The 18660-nt window shown below is 70.2% G+C and carries 16 protein-coding genes; 3 read left to right on the top strand and 13 right to left on the bottom strand.

Translation table 11 applies throughout. From position 1 onward, the window contains the following. Window positions 1–45: 45 nt before the first annotated feature. The 9 genes from pssA to IE212_RS10065 form a co-directional block, all read right to left on the bottom strand. Window positions 46–864 (bottom strand): CDP-diacylglycerol--serine O-phosphatidyltransferase, encoded by an 819-nt coding sequence (gene pssA / locus IE212_RS10105; RefSeq protein ID WP_190197687.1) that lies wholly within the window; start codon window positions 862–864, stop codon window positions 46–48. 22 nt (window positions 865–886) lie between these two features. Next, window positions 887–1543 carry a phosphatidylserine decarboxylase gene (locus IE212_RS10100; protein WP_003994082.1) on the bottom strand — a complete coding sequence of 219 codons (657 nt, stop codon included), beginning with the start codon at window positions 1541–1543 and terminating at the stop codon, window positions 887–889. Between the two features lie 170 nt (window positions 1544–1713). Next, window positions 1714–2919, bottom strand: coding sequence for an acyl-CoA dehydrogenase family protein (locus IE212_RS10095; protein ID WP_058922169.1), 1206 nt, complete (start codon window positions 2917–2919; stop codon window positions 1714–1716). A gap of 2 nt (window positions 2920–2921) precedes the next feature. Next, window positions 2922–3434: a MaoC family dehydratase gene (locus IE212_RS10090; protein ID WP_016431745.1), complete on the bottom strand. Its 513-nt coding sequence runs from the start codon at window positions 3432–3434 to the stop codon at window positions 2922–2924. Window positions 3435–3439: 5 nt separating this feature from the next. Beyond that, window positions 3440–4399 (bottom strand): HpcH/HpaI aldolase/citrate lyase family protein, encoded by a 960-nt coding sequence (locus IE212_RS10085; RefSeq protein WP_190197413.1) that lies wholly within the window; start codon window positions 4397–4399, stop codon window positions 3440–3442. After that, window positions 4396–6423: an ethylmalonyl-CoA mutase gene (locus tag IE212_RS10080; protein ID WP_190197412.1), complete on the bottom strand. Its 2028-nt coding sequence runs from the start codon at window positions 6421–6423 to the stop codon at window positions 4396–4398. The genes IE212_RS10085 and IE212_RS10080 overlap by 4 nt, the downstream gene beginning before the upstream one ends. 17 nt (window positions 6424–6440) lie before the next feature. After that, a complete protein-coding gene (ccrA, locus tag IE212_RS10075) occupies window positions 6441–7784 on the bottom strand; it encodes a crotonyl-CoA carboxylase/reductase (protein WP_190197411.1) in 1344 nt (447 codons plus the stop codon). A gap of 382 nt (window positions 7785–8166) precedes the next feature. Further along, window positions 8167–8976 (bottom strand): TetR family transcriptional regulator, encoded by an 810-nt coding sequence (locus IE212_RS10070; RefSeq protein ID WP_229864185.1) that lies wholly within the window; start codon window positions 8974–8976, stop codon window positions 8167–8169. Window positions 8977–9091: 115 nt separating this feature from the next. Continuing rightward, window positions 9092–10897, bottom strand: coding sequence for a 3-hydroxyacyl-CoA dehydrogenase family protein (locus tag IE212_RS10065; protein WP_190197409.1), 1806 nt, complete (start codon window positions 10895–10897; stop codon window positions 9092–9094). Window positions 10898–11345: 448 nt separating this feature from the next. Between IE212_RS10065 and IE212_RS10060 the strand changes: the two genes are divergently transcribed. Then, window positions 11346–11921, top strand: coding sequence for an adenylosuccinate lyase (locus IE212_RS10060; protein ID WP_190197408.1), 576 nt, complete (start codon window positions 11346–11348; stop codon window positions 11919–11921). A 1-nt stretch (window position 11922) separates the two neighbouring features. Here IE212_RS10060 and IE212_RS10055 read toward each other — a convergent pair whose 3' ends face one another. The 4 genes from IE212_RS10055 to IE212_RS10040 form a co-directional block, all read right to left on the bottom strand. Continuing rightward, window positions 11923–12261 (bottom strand): hypothetical protein, encoded by a 339-nt coding sequence (locus IE212_RS10055; RefSeq protein WP_190197407.1) that lies wholly within the window; start codon window positions 12259–12261, stop codon window positions 11923–11925. Further along, window positions 12258–12656: a RidA family protein gene (locus IE212_RS10050; protein ID WP_190197406.1), complete on the bottom strand. Its 399-nt coding sequence runs from the start codon at window positions 12654–12656 to the stop codon at window positions 12258–12260. Before IE212_RS10050 ends, IE212_RS10055 begins: the two co-directional genes overlap by 4 nt. Window positions 12657–12712: 56 nt before the next feature. Then, on the bottom strand, window positions 12713–14290 hold the full coding sequence (locus IE212_RS10045; RefSeq protein WP_190197405.1) for an alpha/beta hydrolase: 1578 nt from the start codon (window positions 14288–14290) through the stop codon (window positions 12713–12715). Between the two features lie 136 nt (window positions 14291–14426). Continuing rightward, entirely contained in the window at window positions 14427–15467 is a 1041-nt protein-coding gene (locus IE212_RS10040; RefSeq protein ID WP_190197404.1) for an Rv2578c family radical SAM protein, read from the bottom strand. Window positions 15468–15637: 170 nt separating this feature from the next. On the opposite strand from IE212_RS10040, the gene IE212_RS10035 reads away from it, so the two are divergent. Together IE212_RS10035 and IE212_RS10030 are read left to right on the top strand one after the other, a co-directional pair. Further along, window positions 15638–16081 (top strand): SRPBCC family protein, encoded by a 444-nt coding sequence (locus IE212_RS10035; protein WP_190197403.1) that lies wholly within the window; start codon window positions 15638–15640, stop codon window positions 16079–16081. A 155-nt stretch (window positions 16082–16236) separates the two neighbouring features. Then, complete coding sequence (locus IE212_RS10030) at window positions 16237–18621, top strand: MFS transporter (protein WP_190197402.1); 2385 nt, start codon at window positions 16237–16239, stop codon at window positions 18619–18621. Window positions 18622–18660 lie beyond the last annotated feature (39 nt).

Below are 18660 nucleotides of genomic sequence, written 5' to 3'. Positions count from 1 at the left end.
CCGGGCCTTCGAGGCCCGGGCCACACCCGTCAGTGGGGAGAGAGGTCACGGCAGCTGCGCCGCCCGCGCCTCCCGCCGGTTGTCGCGGAAGTTGTTCACCCGCCGAGCCGTCGCGAACAGCGGGATCACCGCCCCCATGACCAGCTGCAGCGCGCATCCCGTCTGCAGCAGCAGCTGCCCGCTCGGCGCGTCGAAGGCCCAGGCCGCCATCATGCCCATGCCCACCACGATCCACGACAGCATCGCGACCGCGAGTCGACCCCGGGGTTTGGGGTATTCCACACGGGACACCATCAACCATGCGGTCCCCAGGATCGCCAGCAGCGTCGCCACGAAGGGCAGCTCCAGCAACACGATGGACACGACGGTCAGCGCGCCGAACGGCGACGGCATGCCCTGGAAGGTGCCGTCCTTGACCGTGACGCACGAGAACCGGGCAAGCCGCAGCACCACCGCCAGCAACACGACGATCGCGCCGACCGCCGCCACCCGCTGGTGGGCGTCGTCCGCGACCATGCCGTACACGAGCACGAAGTACGCCGGCGCCAGCCCGAAGCTGATCAGGTCGGACAGGTTGTCCAGCTCGGCGCCCATGGGGGAGGAGCGCAGCTTGCGCGCCACCAGCCCGTCGAAGAGGTCGAAGACCGCCGCGCAGAGCATCAGGATGACCGCCGTGGCCGCGCTGTGACGGGCCATGCCGGTTTCCTGGCTGCCCGTGAGGTGCGGGATCAGGATGCCGGTGGTGGTGAAGTACACCGCCATGAAGCCGCACGTGGCGTTGCCGAGCGTCAGGGTGTCCGCTATCGACAGGCGCAGAGAGAGGGGCATCTCCTCTTCTTCGTCGACCTCGTCGGCCTCCGGCACCCAGCCGGCCTTGGTGTCCGGATCAATCACGGTCAATGCGAGTCACCCCTGCCACGGTCTTCTGTCCCACCTCGACGGCGACCTCCACACCCTCGGGCAGGTAGAGGTCGACCCGCGAACCGAAGCGGATCAGGCCGATCCGCTCGCCCTGCTCGACCTTGGTGCCCTGGGGCACGTAGGGGACGATGCGGCGGGCGACCGCGCCGGCGATCTGGATCATCTCGATGTCGCCGAGCTCGGTGTCGAAGTGCCACACGACGCGCTCGTTGTTCTCGCTCTCCTTGTTGAAGGCGGGAACGAAGCCACCGGGGATGTGCTCGACCGACGTCACGGTGCCGGCCAGCGGGGCGCGGTTCACGTGGACGTTGAGCGGGCTCATGAAGATCGCGACGCGGGTGCGGCCGTCCTTCCACGGCATGATGCTCTGCACCACACCGTCGGCGGGGGAGATGACCCGGCCCTGGGTGATCTCGCGCTCGGGGTCGCGGAAGAACCACAGCATTCCCGCCGCGAGCGCGGTGGCGGGAACAGCGACGGCCTTGGCGGCGCCGGAACGGCGGGCCCGGGCCAGGCTGAGGGCTGCGGTGGCGACGGTCGGAAGGAGCCACGGCGATGCTCCGCGCGCGAGGCGTACGCCGGCCCGGCTGTCGCGAGGTGCAGAGGTTTGGCTGTGGGGCATGGATGACCTTCGTAGCGGATGATGCCGCACTCTGACGGGGGACGGCGGCTTTCCGGCGATCGTAGCGGCTCGGAGCCCTAACTGGGTAAGCCAGGCAGCCGAGTCGGCGGCCGAAGAGTGCTGACGGGGTGTGATCTTCTTCTCCAAGAAAACACCCCGTATCCGGACATCTAGCCCTGGAATCGATACTCTTCGAGCAGCCGCCTGCCGATGATCATTTTCTGGATCTCGGCGGTCCCTTCACCGATGAGCAGCATCGGCGCCTCGCGGTAGAGGCGCTCGATCTCGTACTCCTTGGAGAAGCCGTAGCCGCCGTGGATCCGGAAGGCGTCTTCGACGACCTCCTTGCAGTACTCGGAGGCGAGGTACTTCGCCATCCCGGCCTCGAGGTCGTTTCGCTCCCCGGAGTCCTTTTTGCGCGCTGCGTTCACCATCATCGCATGCGCGGCCTCGACCTTGGTAGCCATCTCGGCCAGCTTGAACTGGATCGCCTGGTGCTGGGCGATCGGTTTGCCGAAGGTGTGGCGCTGCTGGGCGTACTGCACACCCAGTTCGAAAGCACGCTGAGCGACGCCGCAGCCACGCGCCGCGACGTTGACCCGGCCGACCTCGACGCCGTCCATCATCTGGTAGAAACCGCGGCCGGTGACCCCGCCGAGCACGCGATCCGCGGGAATCCGCAGGCCATCCATGATGAGCTCGGTGGTGTCGACCCCCTTGTAGCCCATCTTGTCGATCTTCCCGGGGATCGTGAGGCCCGGGCGGACCTCCCCGAAGCCGGGCTCCTTCTCGACGAGGAAGGTCGTCATCGACTTGTGCGGCGCGGTGCCCTCGGGGTGACCTTCGTCACTTCGGACCAGAACGGCCACCAGAGACGACGTTCCGCCGTTCGTCAGCCACATCTTCTGGCCGTTCAGGACGTACTCGTCGCCGTCCTTCACCGCCTTCGACGTGATCGCCGACACGTCCGAGCCCAGACCCGGCTCCGACATCGAGAACGCGCCCCGGATGTCGCCCGCCGCCATCCTCGGCAGGAAATGGTCCTTCTGTTCCTGCGTGCCGTGCTGCTTGAGCATGTACGCCACGATGAAGTGCGTGTTGATGATGCCGGACACCGACATCCACCCACGGGCGATCTCCTCCACGCACAGCGCGTACGTCAGGAGCGACTCGCCCAGGCCCCCGTACTCCTCGGGGATCATCAGGCCGAACAGGCCCAACTCCTTCAGCCCGTCGACGATCGCTTGCGGGTACTCGTCGCGGTGCTCCAGCTCGGTGGCGACCGGGATGATCTCCTTGTCCACGAAGTCCCGGACGGTGGAGAGGATCTCCTGCTGGATGTCCGTCAGACCGGCGGTCTGGGCGAGTCGCGCCATGGCTACTTCTCCTGCTCCTTGAGCTCCGGGCGGCCGGGCTGCTCGCCGCCGCGCTCCTTGATGTAGGTCTCGGTCGGCACCATCACCTTGCGGCGGAACACGCACACCAGCGTGCCGTCCTGCTTGTAGCCCTTGGTCTCGACGTGCACGATCCCGCGGTCGTTCTTCGACTTCGACGGCCACTTGTCGAGCACGGTCGTCTGTCCGTAGATCGTGTCGCCGTGGAAGGTCGGCGCCACGTGCTTGAGCGACTCGATCTCCAGGTTGGCGATGGCCTTGCCGGAGATGTCCGGCACGGACATGCCGAGCAGCAGCGAGTAGATGTAGTTGCCCACGACGACGTTCTTGCCGAAGTCGGTCGTCTTCTCCGCGTAGTTCGTGTCCATGTGGAGCGGGTGGTGGTTCATGGTGAGGAGACAGAACAGGTGGTCGTCGTACTCCGTGACCGTCTTGCCCGGCCAGTGCTTGTACGTCGCCCCGACCTCGAACTCCTCGTAGGTGCGTCCGAACTGCATCGCCGTCACGCCTCCGGGATCTCGAACTTGCTGGTGCGCTGCATGCCGGCGGCACGTCCCTTGCCGGAGATGACGAGCGCCATCTTGCGGCTGGCCTCGTCGATCATCTCGTCCCCGAGCATCGCCGAGCCCTTCTTGCCGCCCGCCTCGGACGTGTAGTAGTCGTACGCGTCCAGGATCAGCTCGGCGTGGTCGTAGTCCTCCTGGGACGGCGAGAAGATCTCGTTGGACGCCTCGACCTGACCCGGGTGCAGCACCCACTTGCCGTCGAAGCCGAGCGCGGCGGCGCGCTGGGCGACCTCGCGGTAGCCGTCGATGTTGCGGATCTGCAGGTAGGGGCCGTCGATCGCCTGGAGGTTGTTGGCGCGCGCGGCCATCAGGATCTTCATCAGGATGTAGTGGTAGGCGTCCGCCGGGTAGCCGGGCGGCTGCTCGCCCACGACCAGCGACTTCATGTTGATGGAGGCCATGAAGTCGGCCGGGCCGAAGATGATGGTCTCGACGCGCGGGGAGGCCTGCGCGATCTCGTTGACGTTGTTCAGGCCCTGTGCGTTCTCGATCTGCGCCTCGATGCCGATCCGGCCGACCTCGAAGCCCATCGTCTTCTCGATCTGGGTCAGGAGGAGGTCGAGCGCCACGACCTGCTGGGCGTCCTGGACCTTCGGCAGCATGATGCAGTCGAGGTTCGGGCCCGCGCCCTCGACGACCGTCACGACGTCGCGGTACGTCCACTCGGTCGTCCAGTCGTTGACGCGCACGACCCGCGTCTTGCCCGTCCAGTCGCCCTCGTTGAGGAACTTCACGATGGTGTGCCGCGCCTCTGGCTTGGCCAGCGGGGCGCACGCGTCCTCCAGGTCCAGGAAGACCTGGTCCGCCGGGAGGCCCTGCGCCTTCTCCAGGAAGCGGGGGTTGCTGCCCGGTACGGCCAGGCAGGAACGCCGCGGGCGGAGACGGTTGACGGTCATGCGGGGACCTCCAGGGGGTCGAGCTTGTTCGCTTTCCGGATCTCGTCGACGATGCGGCCGATGATTCCGGTGATGTCGAAGTCCTTCGGGGTGAAGACGGCGGCCACTCCGGCGGCCCTGAGCTGCTCGGCGTCACCATTCGGGATGATGCCACCGGCGATCACCGGTATATCTGTGGCACCGGCCACACGGAGCCGTTCGAGGACGTCCGGCACCAGCTGGGCGTGCGAGCCGGAGAGGATCGACAGGCCGACGGCGTGCACGTCCTCGGCCAGGGCGGCGTCCACGATCTGTTCCGGCGTCAGCCGGATGCCCTGGTAGACCACCTCGAAGCCGGCGTCGCGGGCGCGGACGGCGATCTGCTCGGCGCCGTTGGAGTGTCCGTCCAGGCCGGGCTTGCCGACCAGGAAGCGCAGCTTGCCGACGCCCAGGTCCTTGGCCGTCAGATCCACCTTGCGGCGGACCAGGGCCAGGGTGCTGCCCTCCTCGACGGGGACGGCCACCGGCGCCGACGACACGCCGGTCGGGGCGCGGAACTCCCCGAACACCTCGCGCAGGGCCCCGGCCCACTCGCCGGTCGTCGCCCCGGCGCGGGCGCACTCCAGGGTGGCCTCCATGAGGTTCTCGGTGCCGCGGGCGGCCTCCTTCAGCCGCTCCAGGGCCTTGCAGGGCCGGGGATGGTTGAACGGCGGCTGGTAGCGGCTGTCGCGCCACTGCTGGAGCGCGGCGATGACCCGGGCCTCGACCTCCGGGTCCACCGTCTGGATCGCGGTGTCCAGATCGGCGGTCAGCGGGCTCGGCTCGGTGCCCTCGAAGGCGTTGACACCGATGATCTTCTCCTGGCCGGACTCGATCCGGCCCCGGCGTTCCGCGTGCGAGGCGACGAGCTGCGACTTGAGGTAGCCGGACTCGACGGCAGCCATGGCGCCGCCCATCTCCTGGATGCGGTCGATCTCGGCGAGCGCCTCCTCGACCAGCTCGCCCACCTTGGCCTCGATGACCTTCGAGCCCTCGAAGATGTCCTCGTACTCCAGCAGGTCGCTCTCGTAGGCGAGCACCTGCTGGATGCGCAGCGACCACTGCTGGTCCCAGGGGCGGGGCAGGCCGAGCGCCTCGTTCCAGGCCGGCAGCTGCACGGCACGCGCGCGTGCGTCCTTGGAGAGCGTCACGGCCAGCATCTCCAGGACGATCCGCTGGACGTTGTTCTCCGGCTGGGCCTCGGTCAGGCCCAGGGAGTTGACCTGGACGCCGTAGCGGAAGCGGCGGTGCTTGGGGTCCTCGATGCCGTACCGCTCACGTGTGATCTTGTCCCAGATGCGGCCGAACGCCCGCATCTTGCACATCTCCTCGATGAAGCGGACGCCCGCGTTCACGAAGAAGGAGATGCGGCCGACGACGTCGCCCATGCGCTCCTGGGGCACCTGCCCGGAGTCGCGCACGGCGTCGAGGACGGCTATCGCGGTGGACATCGCGTACGCGATCTCCTGGACCGGCGTGGCGCCCGCCTCCTGCAGGTGGTAGCTGCAGATGTTGATCGGGTTCCACTTCGGGATGTGGGAGACCGTGTACGCGATCATGTCCGTCGTCAGCCGGAGCGACGGCCCCGGCGGGAACACGTGCGTGCCGCGGGACAGGTACTCCTTGACGATGTCGTTCTGGGTCGTGCCCTGGAGCTTGGTGATGTCCGCGCCCTGCTCCTCGGCGACGACCTGGTAGAGCGCCAGCAGCCACATGGCCGTGGCGTTGATGGTCATCGAGGTGTTCATCTGCTCCAGGGGGATGTCCTGGAACAGCCGGCGCATGTCACCGACGTGCGCGATCGGCACGCCGACCCGGCCGACCTCGCCGCGGGCGAGGATGTGGTCGGAGTCGTAGCCGGTCTGCGTCGGCAGGTCGAACGCCACCGACAGACCTGTCTGGCCCTTGGCGAGGTTGCGCCGGTACAGCTCGTTGGACGCCTCGGCCGTGGAGTGACCGGCGTACGTGCGCATGAGCCACGGCCGGTCCTTCTGACGCTCAGTCATCTTGGCCTCCGCTGCCTTCAGATGTTCCGGAAGCGGTTGATCGCGTCGATGTGCTGCGCGCGCTTGGCCTCGTCGCGCACGCCCAGGCCTTCTTCGGGGGCCATGCACAGCACGCCGACCTTGCCCTGGTGGAGGTTGCGGTGGACGTCGTAGGCGGCCTGACCGGTGTCCTGGAGCGAGTACACCTTCGACAGCGTCGGGTGGATCTTGCCCTTCGCGATGAGCCGGTTGGCCTCCCAGGCCTCGCGGTAGTTGGCGAAGTGCGAGCCGATGATCCGCTTCAGGGACATCCACAGGTAGCGGTTGTCGTACTCGTGCATGTAGCCCGAGGTCGACGCGCAGGTGGTGATGGTGCCGCCCTTGCGGGTGACGAAGACGCTCGCGCCGAAGGTCTCACGGCCGGGGTGCTCGAAGACGATGTCGATGTCCTCGCCGCCGGTGAGCTCGCGGATGCGCTTGCCGAAGCGCTTCCACTCCTTGGGGTCCTGGGTGTTCTCGTCCTTCCAGAACTTGTAGCCCTCGGCGTTGCGGTCGATGATCGCCTCGGCGCCCATCGACCGGCAGATCTCCGCCTTCTGCGGGGAGGAGACCACGCAGATCGGGTTGGCGCCGCCGGCCAGGGCGAACTGGGTGGCGTAACTGCCGAGACCGCCGCTCGCGCCCCAGATCAGGACGTTGTCGCCCTGCTTCATGCCGGCGCCGTTGCGGGAGACCAGCTGACGGTAGGCGGTGGAGTTGACCAGACCGGGGGCGGCGGCCTCCTCCCAGCTCAGGTGGTCGGGCTTCGGCATCAGCTGGTTGGACTTCACCAGCGCGATCTCGGCCAGGCCGCCGAAGTTGGTCTCGAAGCCCCAGATGCGCTGCTCCGGGTCGAGCATCGTGTCGTTGTGGCCGTCGGACGACTCCAGCTCGACGGAGAGGCAGTGCGCGACGACCTCGTCACCGGGGTGCCAGGCGTTGACGCCCGGGCCGGTGCGCAGGACGACGCCCGCGAGGTCGGACCCGATGATGTGGTACGGCAGGTCGTGGCGCTTGGCCAGCTCGCTGGTGCGGCCGTAGCGCTCCAGGAAGCCGAAGGTCGACAGCGGCTCGAAGATCGACGTCCACACCGAGTTGTAGTTGACCGAGGAGGCCATGACGGCCACCAGGGCCTCGCCGGGGCCGAGCTCGGGCAGCGGCACCTCGTCCAGGTGGATCGACTTGCGGGGGTCCTTGTCGCGCGTGGCGAGCCCGGCGAACATCTCCGTCTCGTCCTTGTGCACGGTGATCGCGCGGTACGACTCGGGGAGCGGGAGGGCGGCGAAGTCCTCCGACGTGGAGTCGGGCGACTGGATCGCGGCCAGGATGTCCTTCACGGTCACGGTGTTGCCTCCGGCGGTGAGCGCCCTGAGGGAGGGGCGCCGATGGTTACGTCGGTGCTGCTGAGGGATGAGGGTGTGCCGTCGGTTCGGCGGTGGTGCTGTTCGGCAGCGCTTGGTGGGCGGGAGGTTGCCTGTGACGCAGGCGTCCGGACGGGCAGGCCGGGTGGGCCCGCCGGGACATCGCCCGGACCTCTTCAACGTATGACACCGCGTGTCACCCCGCAAGGCACTGAGTGCCAGAACTTGCTCTCAGATGAAATCTTTACGTAACAAATGAGCGATGATCGATCGAATCGCTCTGCCGGGGCAGGTCAAAACCTTCTCTGACATGGCAAAACGGCCACCCCGTGGGGTGGCCGTCATCACAGGGGTGAAGGGGGACTCAGCGTTCCTTGAGTGCCTGCTCGATCGTCCGCATGACCTCGTCCAGCGGGGCGTCGGTGCGGGCGACGGTCACCAGCACCTCGCCCTGCGCCGAGGCCGCCGCCACGGCCGGCTGCGGGCTCGTGGAGCGCCCGGCGCCGATCCCCGTGCCGAAGGTCTTGCGCACGATGGCGAAGGCGTGGTCCAGCTGCGCCTCCACGTCCCCCTGGCCGCCGGCCCGCAGCCAGCGCCGCAGCACGTGGTTGTGGGCGGTGACCACGGCGGAGGCGGCGACCTCCGCCAGCAGCGGGTCGTCGTTGGCGTCGTCGGCGTGCGCCCGCTCGTCGAAGTGGCCGAGGAGATAGCGCGTGAACAGGCGCTCGTAGCGGGCCACCGAAGCGATCTCCGCCTCGCGCAGCGTCGGCACCTCACGGGTCAGCTTGTAGCGGGCGACCGAGATCTCCGGCCGGGCCGCGTACATCCTCATGACTTCCTTGATGCCGCGGCACACCGTGTCGAGCGGATGCTCGTGCGCCGGGGCGGCGTTGAGCACCGCCTCGGCGCGGATCAGGGTGTCGTCGTGGTCGGGGAAGATCGCCTCTTCCTTGGAGCGGAAGTGGCGGAAGAACGTGCGGCGGGCGACCCCGGCCTGAGCCGCGATCTCGTCGACGGTGGTCGCCTCGTACCCCTTGGTCGCGAACAGCTCCATCGCGGCGGCCGCCAGTTCCCGGCGCATCTTGAGCCGCTGGGCGGCGGCGCGCGAGCCTGCGGCGCTCTCCGGCGCGTCGGCCGTGGCTGGTGTACGTGAGGACTTGGCGGGCTGGGACATGCCCCGAACGTACTGCATGTGCGCAGCTCGCCGCGCAGGGCCTGGTTCGTGGAACCGGTCCGGGCCGAGCAGGCCGCCCCACTCCGCGCCGGACCGGAACCAGTCGCCGGGACCCTCAGCGCTTGGCATATTCGCGGAAGCCCCGGCCGGTCTTGCGGCCGAGGCAGCCCGCGGCCACCAGGTGCTCCAGGAGCGGTGCCGGGGCGAGCCCGGGGTCACGGAACTCGCGGTGCAGGACCTTCTCGATGGCGAGCGAGACATCGAGCCCGACGACGTCCAGCAGCTCGAACGGGCCCATCGGGTACCCGCCGCCCAGCTTCATCGCCGCGTCGATGTCGTCGAGGGAGGCGTAGTGCTCCTGCACCATCTTGATCGCGTTGTTGAGGTACGGGAACAGCAGCGCGTTCACGATGAAGCCCGCACGGTCACCGCAGTCGACCGCGTGCTTCCTGATCCGTCCGCAGACCTCGCGCACCGTCGCGTGGACGTCGTCGGCGGTCAGCACCGTCCGGACGACCTCGACCAGCTTCATGGCCGGCGCCGGGTTGAAGAAGTGCATGCCGATCACGTCCTGCGGCCGCGAGGTGGCGCGGGCGCAGGCGACCACGGGCAGGGACGAGGTGGTGGTGGCCAGGACCGCGCCCGGCTTGCAGACCTTGTCCAGCGCGGCGAACAGCTGCCGCTTGACCTCCAGGTCCTCGGCGACCGCCTCCACGGCGAGGTCGACATCGGCGAAGTCGTCGTACGTGCCCGTGGCCGTGATGCGCTCCAGGGTCTGAGCGGCGGCCTCGTCGGTCATCCGGCCCTTGTCGACCGAGCGGGCCAGCGACTTGCCGATCCGGGCCTTCGCGGCCTGGGCCTTCTCCTCGCTGCGGGCGGCGAGAACCACCTCGTACCCGGCCTTGGCGAAGACCTCGGCGATACCGGAGGCCATGGTGCCCGAGCCCGCCACGCCGACCGAGCGGACCTCCCGGCCCGCGGCCGGGCTGCCGTCCTCCAGCGGGGTCAGCGCGTCCGGCACGACCGTGCCGCTGCCCGGCGCCTCGTACGTGTAGAAACCGCGCCCCGCCTTGCGGCCCGTCAGGCCCGCCTCGCTCAGCTGCTTGAGGATCGGCGCCGGGGCGTGCAGCCGGTCGCGGGACGCGGCGTACATCGCCTCCAGGACGGTGCGGGCGGTGTCCACGCCGATCAGGTCGAGCAGCGCCAGCGGGCCCATGGGCAGCCCGCAGCCCAGCCGCATCGCGGCGTCGATGTCCTCGCGGGAGGCGTACTTCGCCTCGTACATCGCGGCGGCCTGGTTCAGGTAGCCGAACAGCAGGCCGTCGGCGACGAAGCCGGGCCGGTCGCCGACCGCGACGGGCTCCTTGCCCAGGTCGAGCGCCAGGTCGGTGACGGCCGTGACGGCCGCCGGCGCGGTCAGCACCGAGGAGACGACCTCGACCAGCCGCATCGCCGGGGCCGGGTTGAAGAAGTGCAGGCCCAGCACCCGCTCGGGACGCGCCGAGTCGGCGGCCAGCCGCGTGACGGACAGGGCGTTGGTGCCCGTCGCCAGGATCGTCTCCGGACGCACGATCCCGTCCAGCTCCCGGAAGATCTGCTGCTTGACCTCGTACGACTCCGGCGCCACCTCGATGACCAGGTCGGCGTCGGCCGCGGCCCGCAGGTCGGCGGAGGTGCGGAAGCGGGCCAGGATCTCCGCGCGGTCCTGCTCGGTCAGCCGCCCGCGTTCGACGCCGCGGGCGGTGGAGGACTCCAGGGCGGCGACGCACTTCGCGGCCTGCGTCTCGCTGATGTCGATGCCGACGACCTCGCGGCCGGCCTTGGCGAGGACCTCGGCGATGCCGGTGCCCATCGTGCCGAGGCCGACGACGGCGACGGTCCGGAGAGGGGACGGGGACGGGTCGGAAAGGGGAGTGGCCATCGCGGGACTCCAGGGATGAGGGTGACGACGGGGAACACGACCGGGTGCGCCGGGTACGGCCCGGCGGGAGCCGGACCACGGGCGCACCGGGTGCGTGAGAAGTGCGGGTGTTGCCGGGCTGCGAGCGCACACGCCCGGTGAAAGGGAGGAGGACCGGCCCTGTCCCGGGGCCGAGTCGCACCGCGGTACCTGAGTACCGAACCGACTGCTCTCGCGACAGCCGCGTCACCAGACCGCCGCGAGGAAACGCGAGTGGATAACCCGCTCGTCTGAGCTTAACCGGCGGGTAACGAGCACGCCAGCCCCCTGTGTTTGTGATGTACGTCCCGCGAGGCTCGTGACGCCCGCAGGGCCCGTCGTTCGGATCACGCCGCGGACGCGGGGCCTGGCACGCACATCTGCCGCGTTGTCGTCGGTCGCCGAAACGACAGGCCGTAATCTCTCAGTCATGGACGAAGAGTTGCGATCACTCACGGAGCGCTTACGGCAGGAGTCGGGGGCCTCGCCCGCCTTCGAGCGGCTCGTGGCGACCGACGACCTCGACGCCCTGGCCGGGGTGCTCACCGAACCCGGACAGCCGCTCTGGGCGAGAGAACTCGCCGCGTTCCGGCTGGGGCTCGCCCGGGACCGGCGGGCCTTCGAGTCCCTGGTCCTGCTGCTCAACCACCGAGATCCACCGCGCTGTGCCTCCGCCGCCCACGCCCTGGCGCGCCTCGGCGACCCGCGCACCGCTCGCGCGGCCGCGGCCCTCGCCACCAACGAACTGCGCGTCGCCTACGCCCTGCACCCGGTGCGGCTACTGGTCGAGTTGCGCGCCCCGGAGGCGGTGCCGGCGCTGATCACCACGCTCCAGAGGCGGCTGCGCCCGCAGGATCCGTACCGCCGTGTGGCTCTCGCCTGTGTGGACGGGCTCGGTGCGCTGGGCGACGCCCGGGCCAGGCCCGTGCTGAACGAGGCCCTCGCGCACCCGTCGCTGGCCGAAGCGGCGGTCCGGGCGCTGGGCCGCATCCCGAAACCGAGGTGACTCAGCGGCGGAGCGCGCGCGTGTACCGCACCTCGGGGACCGTCGCCCCCTCCACCTCGAACAGCTCCTCGGCGCCGTCCGCGCGCAGGCCGGCCCGTTCGTAGAAGCGGCGGGCCCGGCTGTTCTCCTGGACGACCCACCGCAGGAGCCGGTCGTGCACACCGCCGTCGGACCGCGTGAGGTGCGTACGACGCCGCTCGGCGTCCTCGACGACGCTGAGCCGGTCGAGGTAGGGCTGCGGTACCAGGCCCCGGTACGCGCTCTGCCGGCTGCGGACCCGGATCTCCGCGACGCGGCCGCAGTCGGTGAGTGTCGTCTCCCGTACGCGACGGCCCGTCACGTGGCCAGCACCGCGAAGGCCTCGATCTCCATCAGGAACTCGGGTCGGACCAGCGCGGCGACCTGCACTGCCGACGCCGCCGGCAGCCGGTCGTCGGGTATGTGCTCGGCGCGGGCCGCGCGGATGGCGGGCAGGTGGGCCATGTCCGTGACGAAGTAGGTGAGTTTGACGACGTCGTCGAAGGCCGCTCCGGCGGCGGTCAGGCAGCGCCGGAGGTTCTCGAAGACCTGGCGGGCCTGGGCCGCCGGATCGCCTTCGCCGACCAGCCGCCCGGACTCGTCGAGCGCGAGCTGACCGGAGACCGCCACGAAGCGGCCGGTGCCCATGACGACGTGACTGTACTGGACGGCGGGGGCGATTCCCTCGGGGGCGGGGATCCTGGTCAGTTCGCTCATGGCTCCATGGTGGACCAGGGCACTGACAGTGCCCGCCCCGACGGCCCGTCAGCAGGTCAGCCGCGGAAACCCAGCAGGCTGTGCAGCATCGAGCCGTTCGCCGAGGCCGGTGCCGCTTTGGTGGCGGCCGGCTTCGGCTCGGGCAGGGCCGGGCACACCGCGTCGGCCACACCCTGCGCGCGGGGCACGGTGCCGTCGGACAGGTACCGGGCCAGGTGCCCGTCCAGGCAGGCGTTCCCGCTCAGGGTGATGCCGTGGTTGCCGCTGCCCTCCTCGACCACCAGGCTGGAGCGCGCCAGCAGATGGTGGACCGAGACGCCGCCCACGTACGGGGTGGCCGCGTCACCCGTCGCCTGGAACAGCAGCGCGGGCGGCAGCTCGCCGTTGGCGATGCTCACCCGGCGCGGCGCAGCCGTCGGCCAGAACACGCACGGCGCGTTGTACCAGGCGTTGTTCCATGTGATGAACGGCGCCTTCTCGTAGGCCGCCCAGTTGTCCTGCTGCCACTGCGGCCAGTCCCGCGGCCAGGCGGCGTCCCCGCACTCCACCGCCGTGTAGATGCTGTAGCCGTTGTCCCCGGAGGCGTCGACCGCGCCGAAGTTCTCGTACGCCTTGACGACGGGGGTGGCGTTCTTGTCGATCACGAACGCCGCGAACGCCTCCGCCAGGACCGGCCAGTAGCCGTTGTAGTAGCCGCCGGGGAGGTAGGTGTCCTCCAGCTCCGCGGGCCCCACCACGCCGCCGGCCGGCTTCTTGGCCAGAGCCGCCCGCATCGCGTACCACTTGACTTCGACCCGCTCCGGATCGGTGCCGAGGCCGTACGTCTCGTCATGCCGGGCGACCCAGGCCATGAAGGCGCGATGGCGGTCGTTGAAGGCGAGGTTCTGGTACTGGTTGGCGTCGTACCAGACGTCGGTGGGGTCGACCACGGAGTCCAGGACCAGGCGCCTGACCCGCTCCGGGAACAGCCTGGCGTAGACCGCGCCCAGGTAGGTGCCGTAGGAGTAGCCGAAGTAGTTGAGCCGGCTGGCGCCCAGGGCCTGCCGGATCGCGTCCATGTCGCGCGCGGCGCTGATCGTGTCGATGTACGGCAGGAGGTGCGCGTACTTCTTGCGGCAGGAGTCGGCGAAGGACCTGGCGCGGGCGAGGTTGGCCTTCTCGACGTCGGGTGTGGCCGGCACGGAGTCCGGTCGCACCGGGGCGAAGTGGCCGGGCGCGCAGTCCAGCACCGGACGGCTCGCTCCCACCCCGCGCGGGTCGAAGCCGATGACGTCGTACTGGGCGGCGACCTCCTTGGGCAGCGAGGACGCGACGAACCCGGCGAGCGCCAGACCGCTGCCGCCCGGGCCGCCGGGGTTGACCAGCAGCGGGCCCTGGTAGGTACTGGCGGTGTGGGGCACGCGGGACAGGGCGAGGGTGATCTGCCGCCCCTGCGGCCTGCTGTGATCGAGCGGCACCTCGAGGGTCGCGCACTCGAGCACCGGGTAGTCCTTGGTGGCGCAGTTCTGCCAGGCGAGTCTCGTGGCGTGCAGGGCGTCCGCGGCGCGCGGAGCGCTCGCCTCGGCCGAGACGGCCGTGCAGGTCCCGGCCATGACGACGGCGGCACCGCACAGCGCGACTGCGCGTTTTCTCATGGAGTCCTCCCAGGACGGCGTGATGACGGACCGCGAGGAACACCGTCCTCGCCGCATCGTCCCGGCAAGCCGTCCTAAAAGAACTCAATATGTCAATTCATAACCCAATTGGATCTTCGGAAGCGCCCGAACGCTCCTATAGGAGCGAGAGTTGAGTCGGCCCGGGTTCCGCGGGCCGCGCCGGGGCGTCCGGGGGCCGGATCCGCCGCGGCGTCCCCGCGCGCGTGGGCCCGACGCCGTACTCCTCGGCCAGCTCGTGCACCTGACGGGTGACCCGGCGCTGGTACCACTTCGGGGCGTAGGAGCCCTCCGCGTACAGACGCCGGTAACGAGGCACCAGGTGCGGGTGGTGCTGTTCCAGCCAGCTCATGAACCACTCGCGGGCGCCCGGGCGAAGGTGCAGCACCAGCGGGGTGACGGAGGTGGCGCCGGAGGCCGCGATCGCCCGTACCGTGGCCCGCAGTTGGTCCGGGCGGTCGCTCAGGAACGGGATCACCGGCGCCATCAGCACCCCGCAGCCGATGCCGTGCTCGCCGAAGGCCCGCACGACCTCCAGGCGTCGCTCCGGGGCGGGCGTGCCCGGCTCGACGGTCCGCCACAGCTCCGGCTCGGTGAAACCGACCGAGACGGATATGCCGACGTCGGCCACCTCCGCCGCCTGCCTGATCAGGTCCAGGTCGCGCAGGATCAGGGTGCCCTTGGTCAGGATCGAGAAGGGGTTCGCGTGGTCGCGCAGGGCCGAGATGATGCCCGGCATCAGGCGGTAGCGGCCCTCGGCGCGCTGGTAGCAGTCGACGTTGGTGCCCATCGCGATGTGCTCGCCCTGCCAGCGGCGTGAGCCCAGCTGCTGACGCAGCAGCTCGGGCGCGTTGGTCTTGACCACGATCTGGGAGTCGAAGCCGAGGCCCGTGTCGAGGTCGAGATAGCTGTGCGTCTTGCGCGCGAAGCAGTACACGCACGCGTGGGAACACCCCCGGTAGGGGTTCACCGTCCATTCGAAGGGCATGCGCGAGGCCCCCGGCACCCGGTTGATGATCGACCGGGCCCGGACCTCGTGGAAGGTGATCCCGCGGAACTCCGGCGTGTCGAACGTGCGGGTCGTCACCGCGTCCGCGCCGAACAGCGCCGCGTCGGCCCGGCCGTGTTCGGAGTCCCGTGTGAGGTTCTCCCAGCGCATGACGCCTCCTCGGTAGCACTGCCCCCAGAATAGAACACATGTTCCCTTGATCGTGCGAGGGTGTTTTCCGAGCGCCTTCGACCGGTTCGGCCACCCCGATTTGGGGGGCCGGGCGGCGGGGTGGTTGGCTTGCTCCGACCCCCGAGCAACCCAGGTCCTGGAGGAGAGCGATGGCGCAGGTCGAGGCCACTACGGAGCGGATCGTCGCGGCGGACGCGGAGACGGTGTTCGACGCCCTCGCCGACTACAGTGGCACGCGCGCGAAGCTGCTGCCCGAGCAGTTCAGCGAGTACGAGGTCCGGGAGGGCGGTGACGGCGAGGGCACCCTCGTCCACTGGAAGCTCCAGGCCACCAGCAAGCGCGTACGCGACTGCCTCCTGGAGGTCAGCGAGCCCACCGACGGCGAACTGGTGGAGAAGGACCGCAACTCCTCCATGGTCACCACCTGGCGGGTGACCCCGGCCGGCGAGGGCAGGTCCCGGGTCGTCGTGACCACCACCTGGGCGGGGGCCGGCGGCATCGGCGGCTTCTTCGAGAGGACCTTCGCGCCCAAGGGGCTCGGCCGCATCTACGACGCGATGCTCACCAAGCTCGCCGCCGAGGTCGAGAAGTAGCCTCCCCAAGACACCGGCTTCCAGGGGCTGTTGCGTCCCTCACCGGTTCGGGTGATCTCCGTTCTGCTCGGCTTTGTGCCGTAACTCGTCGCGTCTGCTCGTAGTTGTCGCGTTTGCGCGGAAATCGTGCGGCAGCGCGACGAGGGGAGCGGTTGGTGGGCGGGATCACTCTGGCGCAGGACGAACCGGCAGTGGTGCATGCCCACGCCCCCGCCCCACGGCCCGCCCCGGACGCCGGACCGAGCCCCCGCCGGGTGCGGTGGGTCTTCCTCGCCCTCCTGCCGGTCCTGCTCCTGGCCGCCCTCGAGCAGATGATCGTCGCCACCGCGCTTCCGAGGATCGTCGGCGAGCTGCACGGCCTGGACCGCATGTCCTGGGCGATCACCGCCTACCTGCTCACCGCCACCGTCGGGCTGCCGGTCTACGGCAAGCTCGGTGACCTGCTCGGCCGCAAGGGCGTCTTCCAGTTCGCGATCGTCGTCTTCGTCGCCGGCTCCGCGCTCGCGGGCCGGGCACAGACCATGGACCAGCTGATCGCCTTCCGTGCCCTGCAGGGCGCCGGCGCGGGCGGCCTCATGACCGGTGTGCAGGCGATCATCGCGGACACCGTGCCGCCCCGGCGGCGGGGCCGTCACATGGGTCTGATCGGTGCCGCCTTCGGTCTCGCCTCCGTGGCCGGCCCGCTGCTCGGCGGCTACTTCACCGACCACCTCTCCTGGCGCTGGTGCTTCTACGTCAACGTTCCCTTCGGACTGCTCACGCTCGTCGTCGTCACCGTCGCGCTGAAGCTGCCGAAGCCGCCCGGCAAGGCCCGGCTGGACCTCCTCGGCGCGCTGCTGCTGACCGCCGCCTCCACCTGTCTGGTCCTGCTGACCAGCTGGGGCGGCACCGAGTACGCCTGGGACTCCCGCGTGATCCTCGGCCTCGCGGCCGGAGCGGCGGCAGCGACCGTCCTGTTCCTCGTCGCCGAGCGCTTCGCCGCCGAACCCCTCATCCCGCTGCGGCTGTTCCGGGACTCCGTCTTCAACGTCACCGGGCTCATCGGCCTGGTCGTCGGCGTCGGGCTGTTCGGCGCCGCCGGCTATCTGCCGACGTATTTGCAGATGGCCGACGGGGCCACCGCCACCGAGTCCGGCCTGCTCATGCTGCCGATGACGGCCGGCATCGTCGGCGCCTCGGTCATCGCCGGGCAGCTCATCAGCCACACCGGCCGCTACAAGGCCTACCCGATCCTCGGCGGGGCCCTCTCCGCCGTCGGGATGTGGCTGCTGTCCCGCCTCGGCACGGACACGCCCCGGCTGCACTACGGCATCTGGACGGCCGTCCTCGGGGCCGGCATCGGCATGGTGATGCCGGTCCTCGTCCTCGCCGTGCAGAACTCGGCGCGCCCCGCCGACCTCGGCACGGCCACCAGCGCCGGCAACTACTTCCGGCAGATCGGCGGCTGCGTCGGAACCGCCCTCTTCGGGACCCTCCTCACCCACCGGCTCGCCGATGCCCTGACCCGGCACCTCCCCGCACAGGCGGGCACCCGGATCCCCGCCCCGGAGTCCGTCACCCCGCAGCTCGTGCACACCCTGCCCCCGGCCCTGCGTGACGGCTACGTCCGGGCGTACGCCGACGCCATGCCGCGGATCTTCCTCTACCTGGTGCCGGTGCTGGTCCTCGGACTGGTCATCGCCCTCTTCCTGAAGGAGAAACCACTGGTGTCCCACCACGCCCCCGTCACAGACCCGGACACGGGGAACGCCTCGATCCCGCAGGCCCGGGCTCCCCACGCCGGCGGCGTCCCCGTCTGCGGCTCGGTGCAGCACCACGACGGGACCGTCGTACCCCGTGCGGCGCTGACCCTCATCGACATCACCGGACAGCAGACCGGCCGCGGCGCGAGCGGCGAGGACGGCCGCTACGCCCTGTCCACCCCGGGCCCCGGCGCCTATGTGCTGATCGCCGCCGCGGGCGGCCACCAGCCGCAGGCGGTCTCCGTGACCGTCGGCGAACGCCCCGTCGAACTGGACATCGTCCTGGGCGGCGCAGGCAACCTCGTGGGCAGCGTGGTCACCGCCGACGGCACACCCGTACGGGACGCCACCGTGACGCTCACCAACGTGCACGGCGAGGTCGTGGCCACCACCCGCAGCGGCCGGGAGGGCGGCTACGTCATCACCGATCTGGTGGCCGGCGAGTACACCCTCGCCGCCGGCGCGCCCGCCTTCCGCCCGGCCGCGCTCCCCGTCACCGTCCAGGCCGCCCGTGAGACCCGCCGGGACATCGAGCTGGCCGGCGGCGCCGTCCTGCGCGGCACCGTCCGGGCCGGTGGCGGCCGGCCCGTGGAGGACGCGCGCGTGACCCTGCTGGACGTGGCGGGCAACGTCGTCGACACCCTCACCACCGGCCCCGACGGCGTCTTCCGGTTCGTCGACCTGTCCTCCGGCGAGTACACCGTCATCGCCGCCGGATACCCGCCCGTCGCGACCGTCCTGCAGGTGGCCGGAGGCGGACGCACGGAGCGGGACCTCCAGCTGGGGCACGAGGACTGAACCGCGGTCCTCGGTCAGGCCTCGTGTCGAGCCCGGCCG

Origin of the sequence: Streptomyces djakartensis (genome assembly GCF_014651075.1) — a bacterium.
Classification (GTDB): Bacteria; Actinomycetota; Actinomycetes; order Streptomycetales; family Streptomycetaceae; genus Streptomyces; species Streptomyces djakartensis.
The sequence above is the reverse complement of the archived record's forward strand: the minus strand, read 5'-3'. Positions and strand labels throughout refer to the sequence as shown.

Bases quoted from the DNA above. Each gene is read 5' to 3' on its own strand.
- IE212_RS10100 (WP_003994082.1), bottom strand. From the start codon at position 1,543: ATGCCCCACAGCCAAACCTCTGCACCTCGCGACAGCCGGGCCGGCGTA.
- IE212_RS10095 (WP_058922169.1), bottom strand. From the start codon at position 2,919: ATGGCGCGACTCGCCCAGACCGCCGGTCTGACGGACATCCAGCAGGAG.
- IE212_RS10090 (WP_016431745.1), bottom strand. From the start codon at position 3,434: ATGCAGTTCGGACGCACCTACGAGGAGTTCGAGGTCGGGGCGACGTAC.
- IE212_RS10085 (WP_190197413.1), bottom strand. From the start codon at position 4,399: ATGACCGTCAACCGTCTCCGCCCGCGGCGTTCCTGCCTGGCCGTACCG.
- IE212_RS10080 (WP_190197412.1), bottom strand. From the start codon at position 6,423: ATGACTGAGCGTCAGAAGGACCGGCCGTGGCTCATGCGCACGTACGCC.
- IE212_RS10070 (WP_229864185.1), bottom strand. From the start codon at position 8,976: ATGTCCCAGCCCGCCAAGTCCTCACGTACACCAGCCACGGCCGACGCG.
- IE212_RS10065 (WP_190197409.1), bottom strand. From the start codon at position 10,897: ATGGCCACTCCCCTTTCCGACCCGTCCCCGTCCCCTCTCCGGACCGTC.
- IE212_RS10060 (WP_190197408.1), top strand. From the start codon at position 11,346: ATGGACGAAGAGTTGCGATCACTCACGGAGCGCTTACGGCAGGAGTCG.
- IE212_RS10050 (WP_190197406.1), bottom strand. From the start codon at position 12,656: ATGAGCGAACTGACCAGGATCCCCGCCCCCGAGGGAATCGCCCCCGCC.
- IE212_RS10045 (WP_190197405.1), bottom strand. From the start codon at position 14,290: ATGAGAAAACGCGCAGTCGCGCTGTGCGGTGCCGCCGTCGTCATGGCC.
- IE212_RS10040 (WP_190197404.1), bottom strand. From the start codon at position 15,467: ATGCGCTGGGAGAACCTCACACGGGACTCCGAACACGGCCGGGCCGAC.
- IE212_RS10035 (WP_190197403.1), top strand. From the start codon at position 15,638: ATGGCGCAGGTCGAGGCCACTACGGAGCGGATCGTCGCGGCGGACGCG.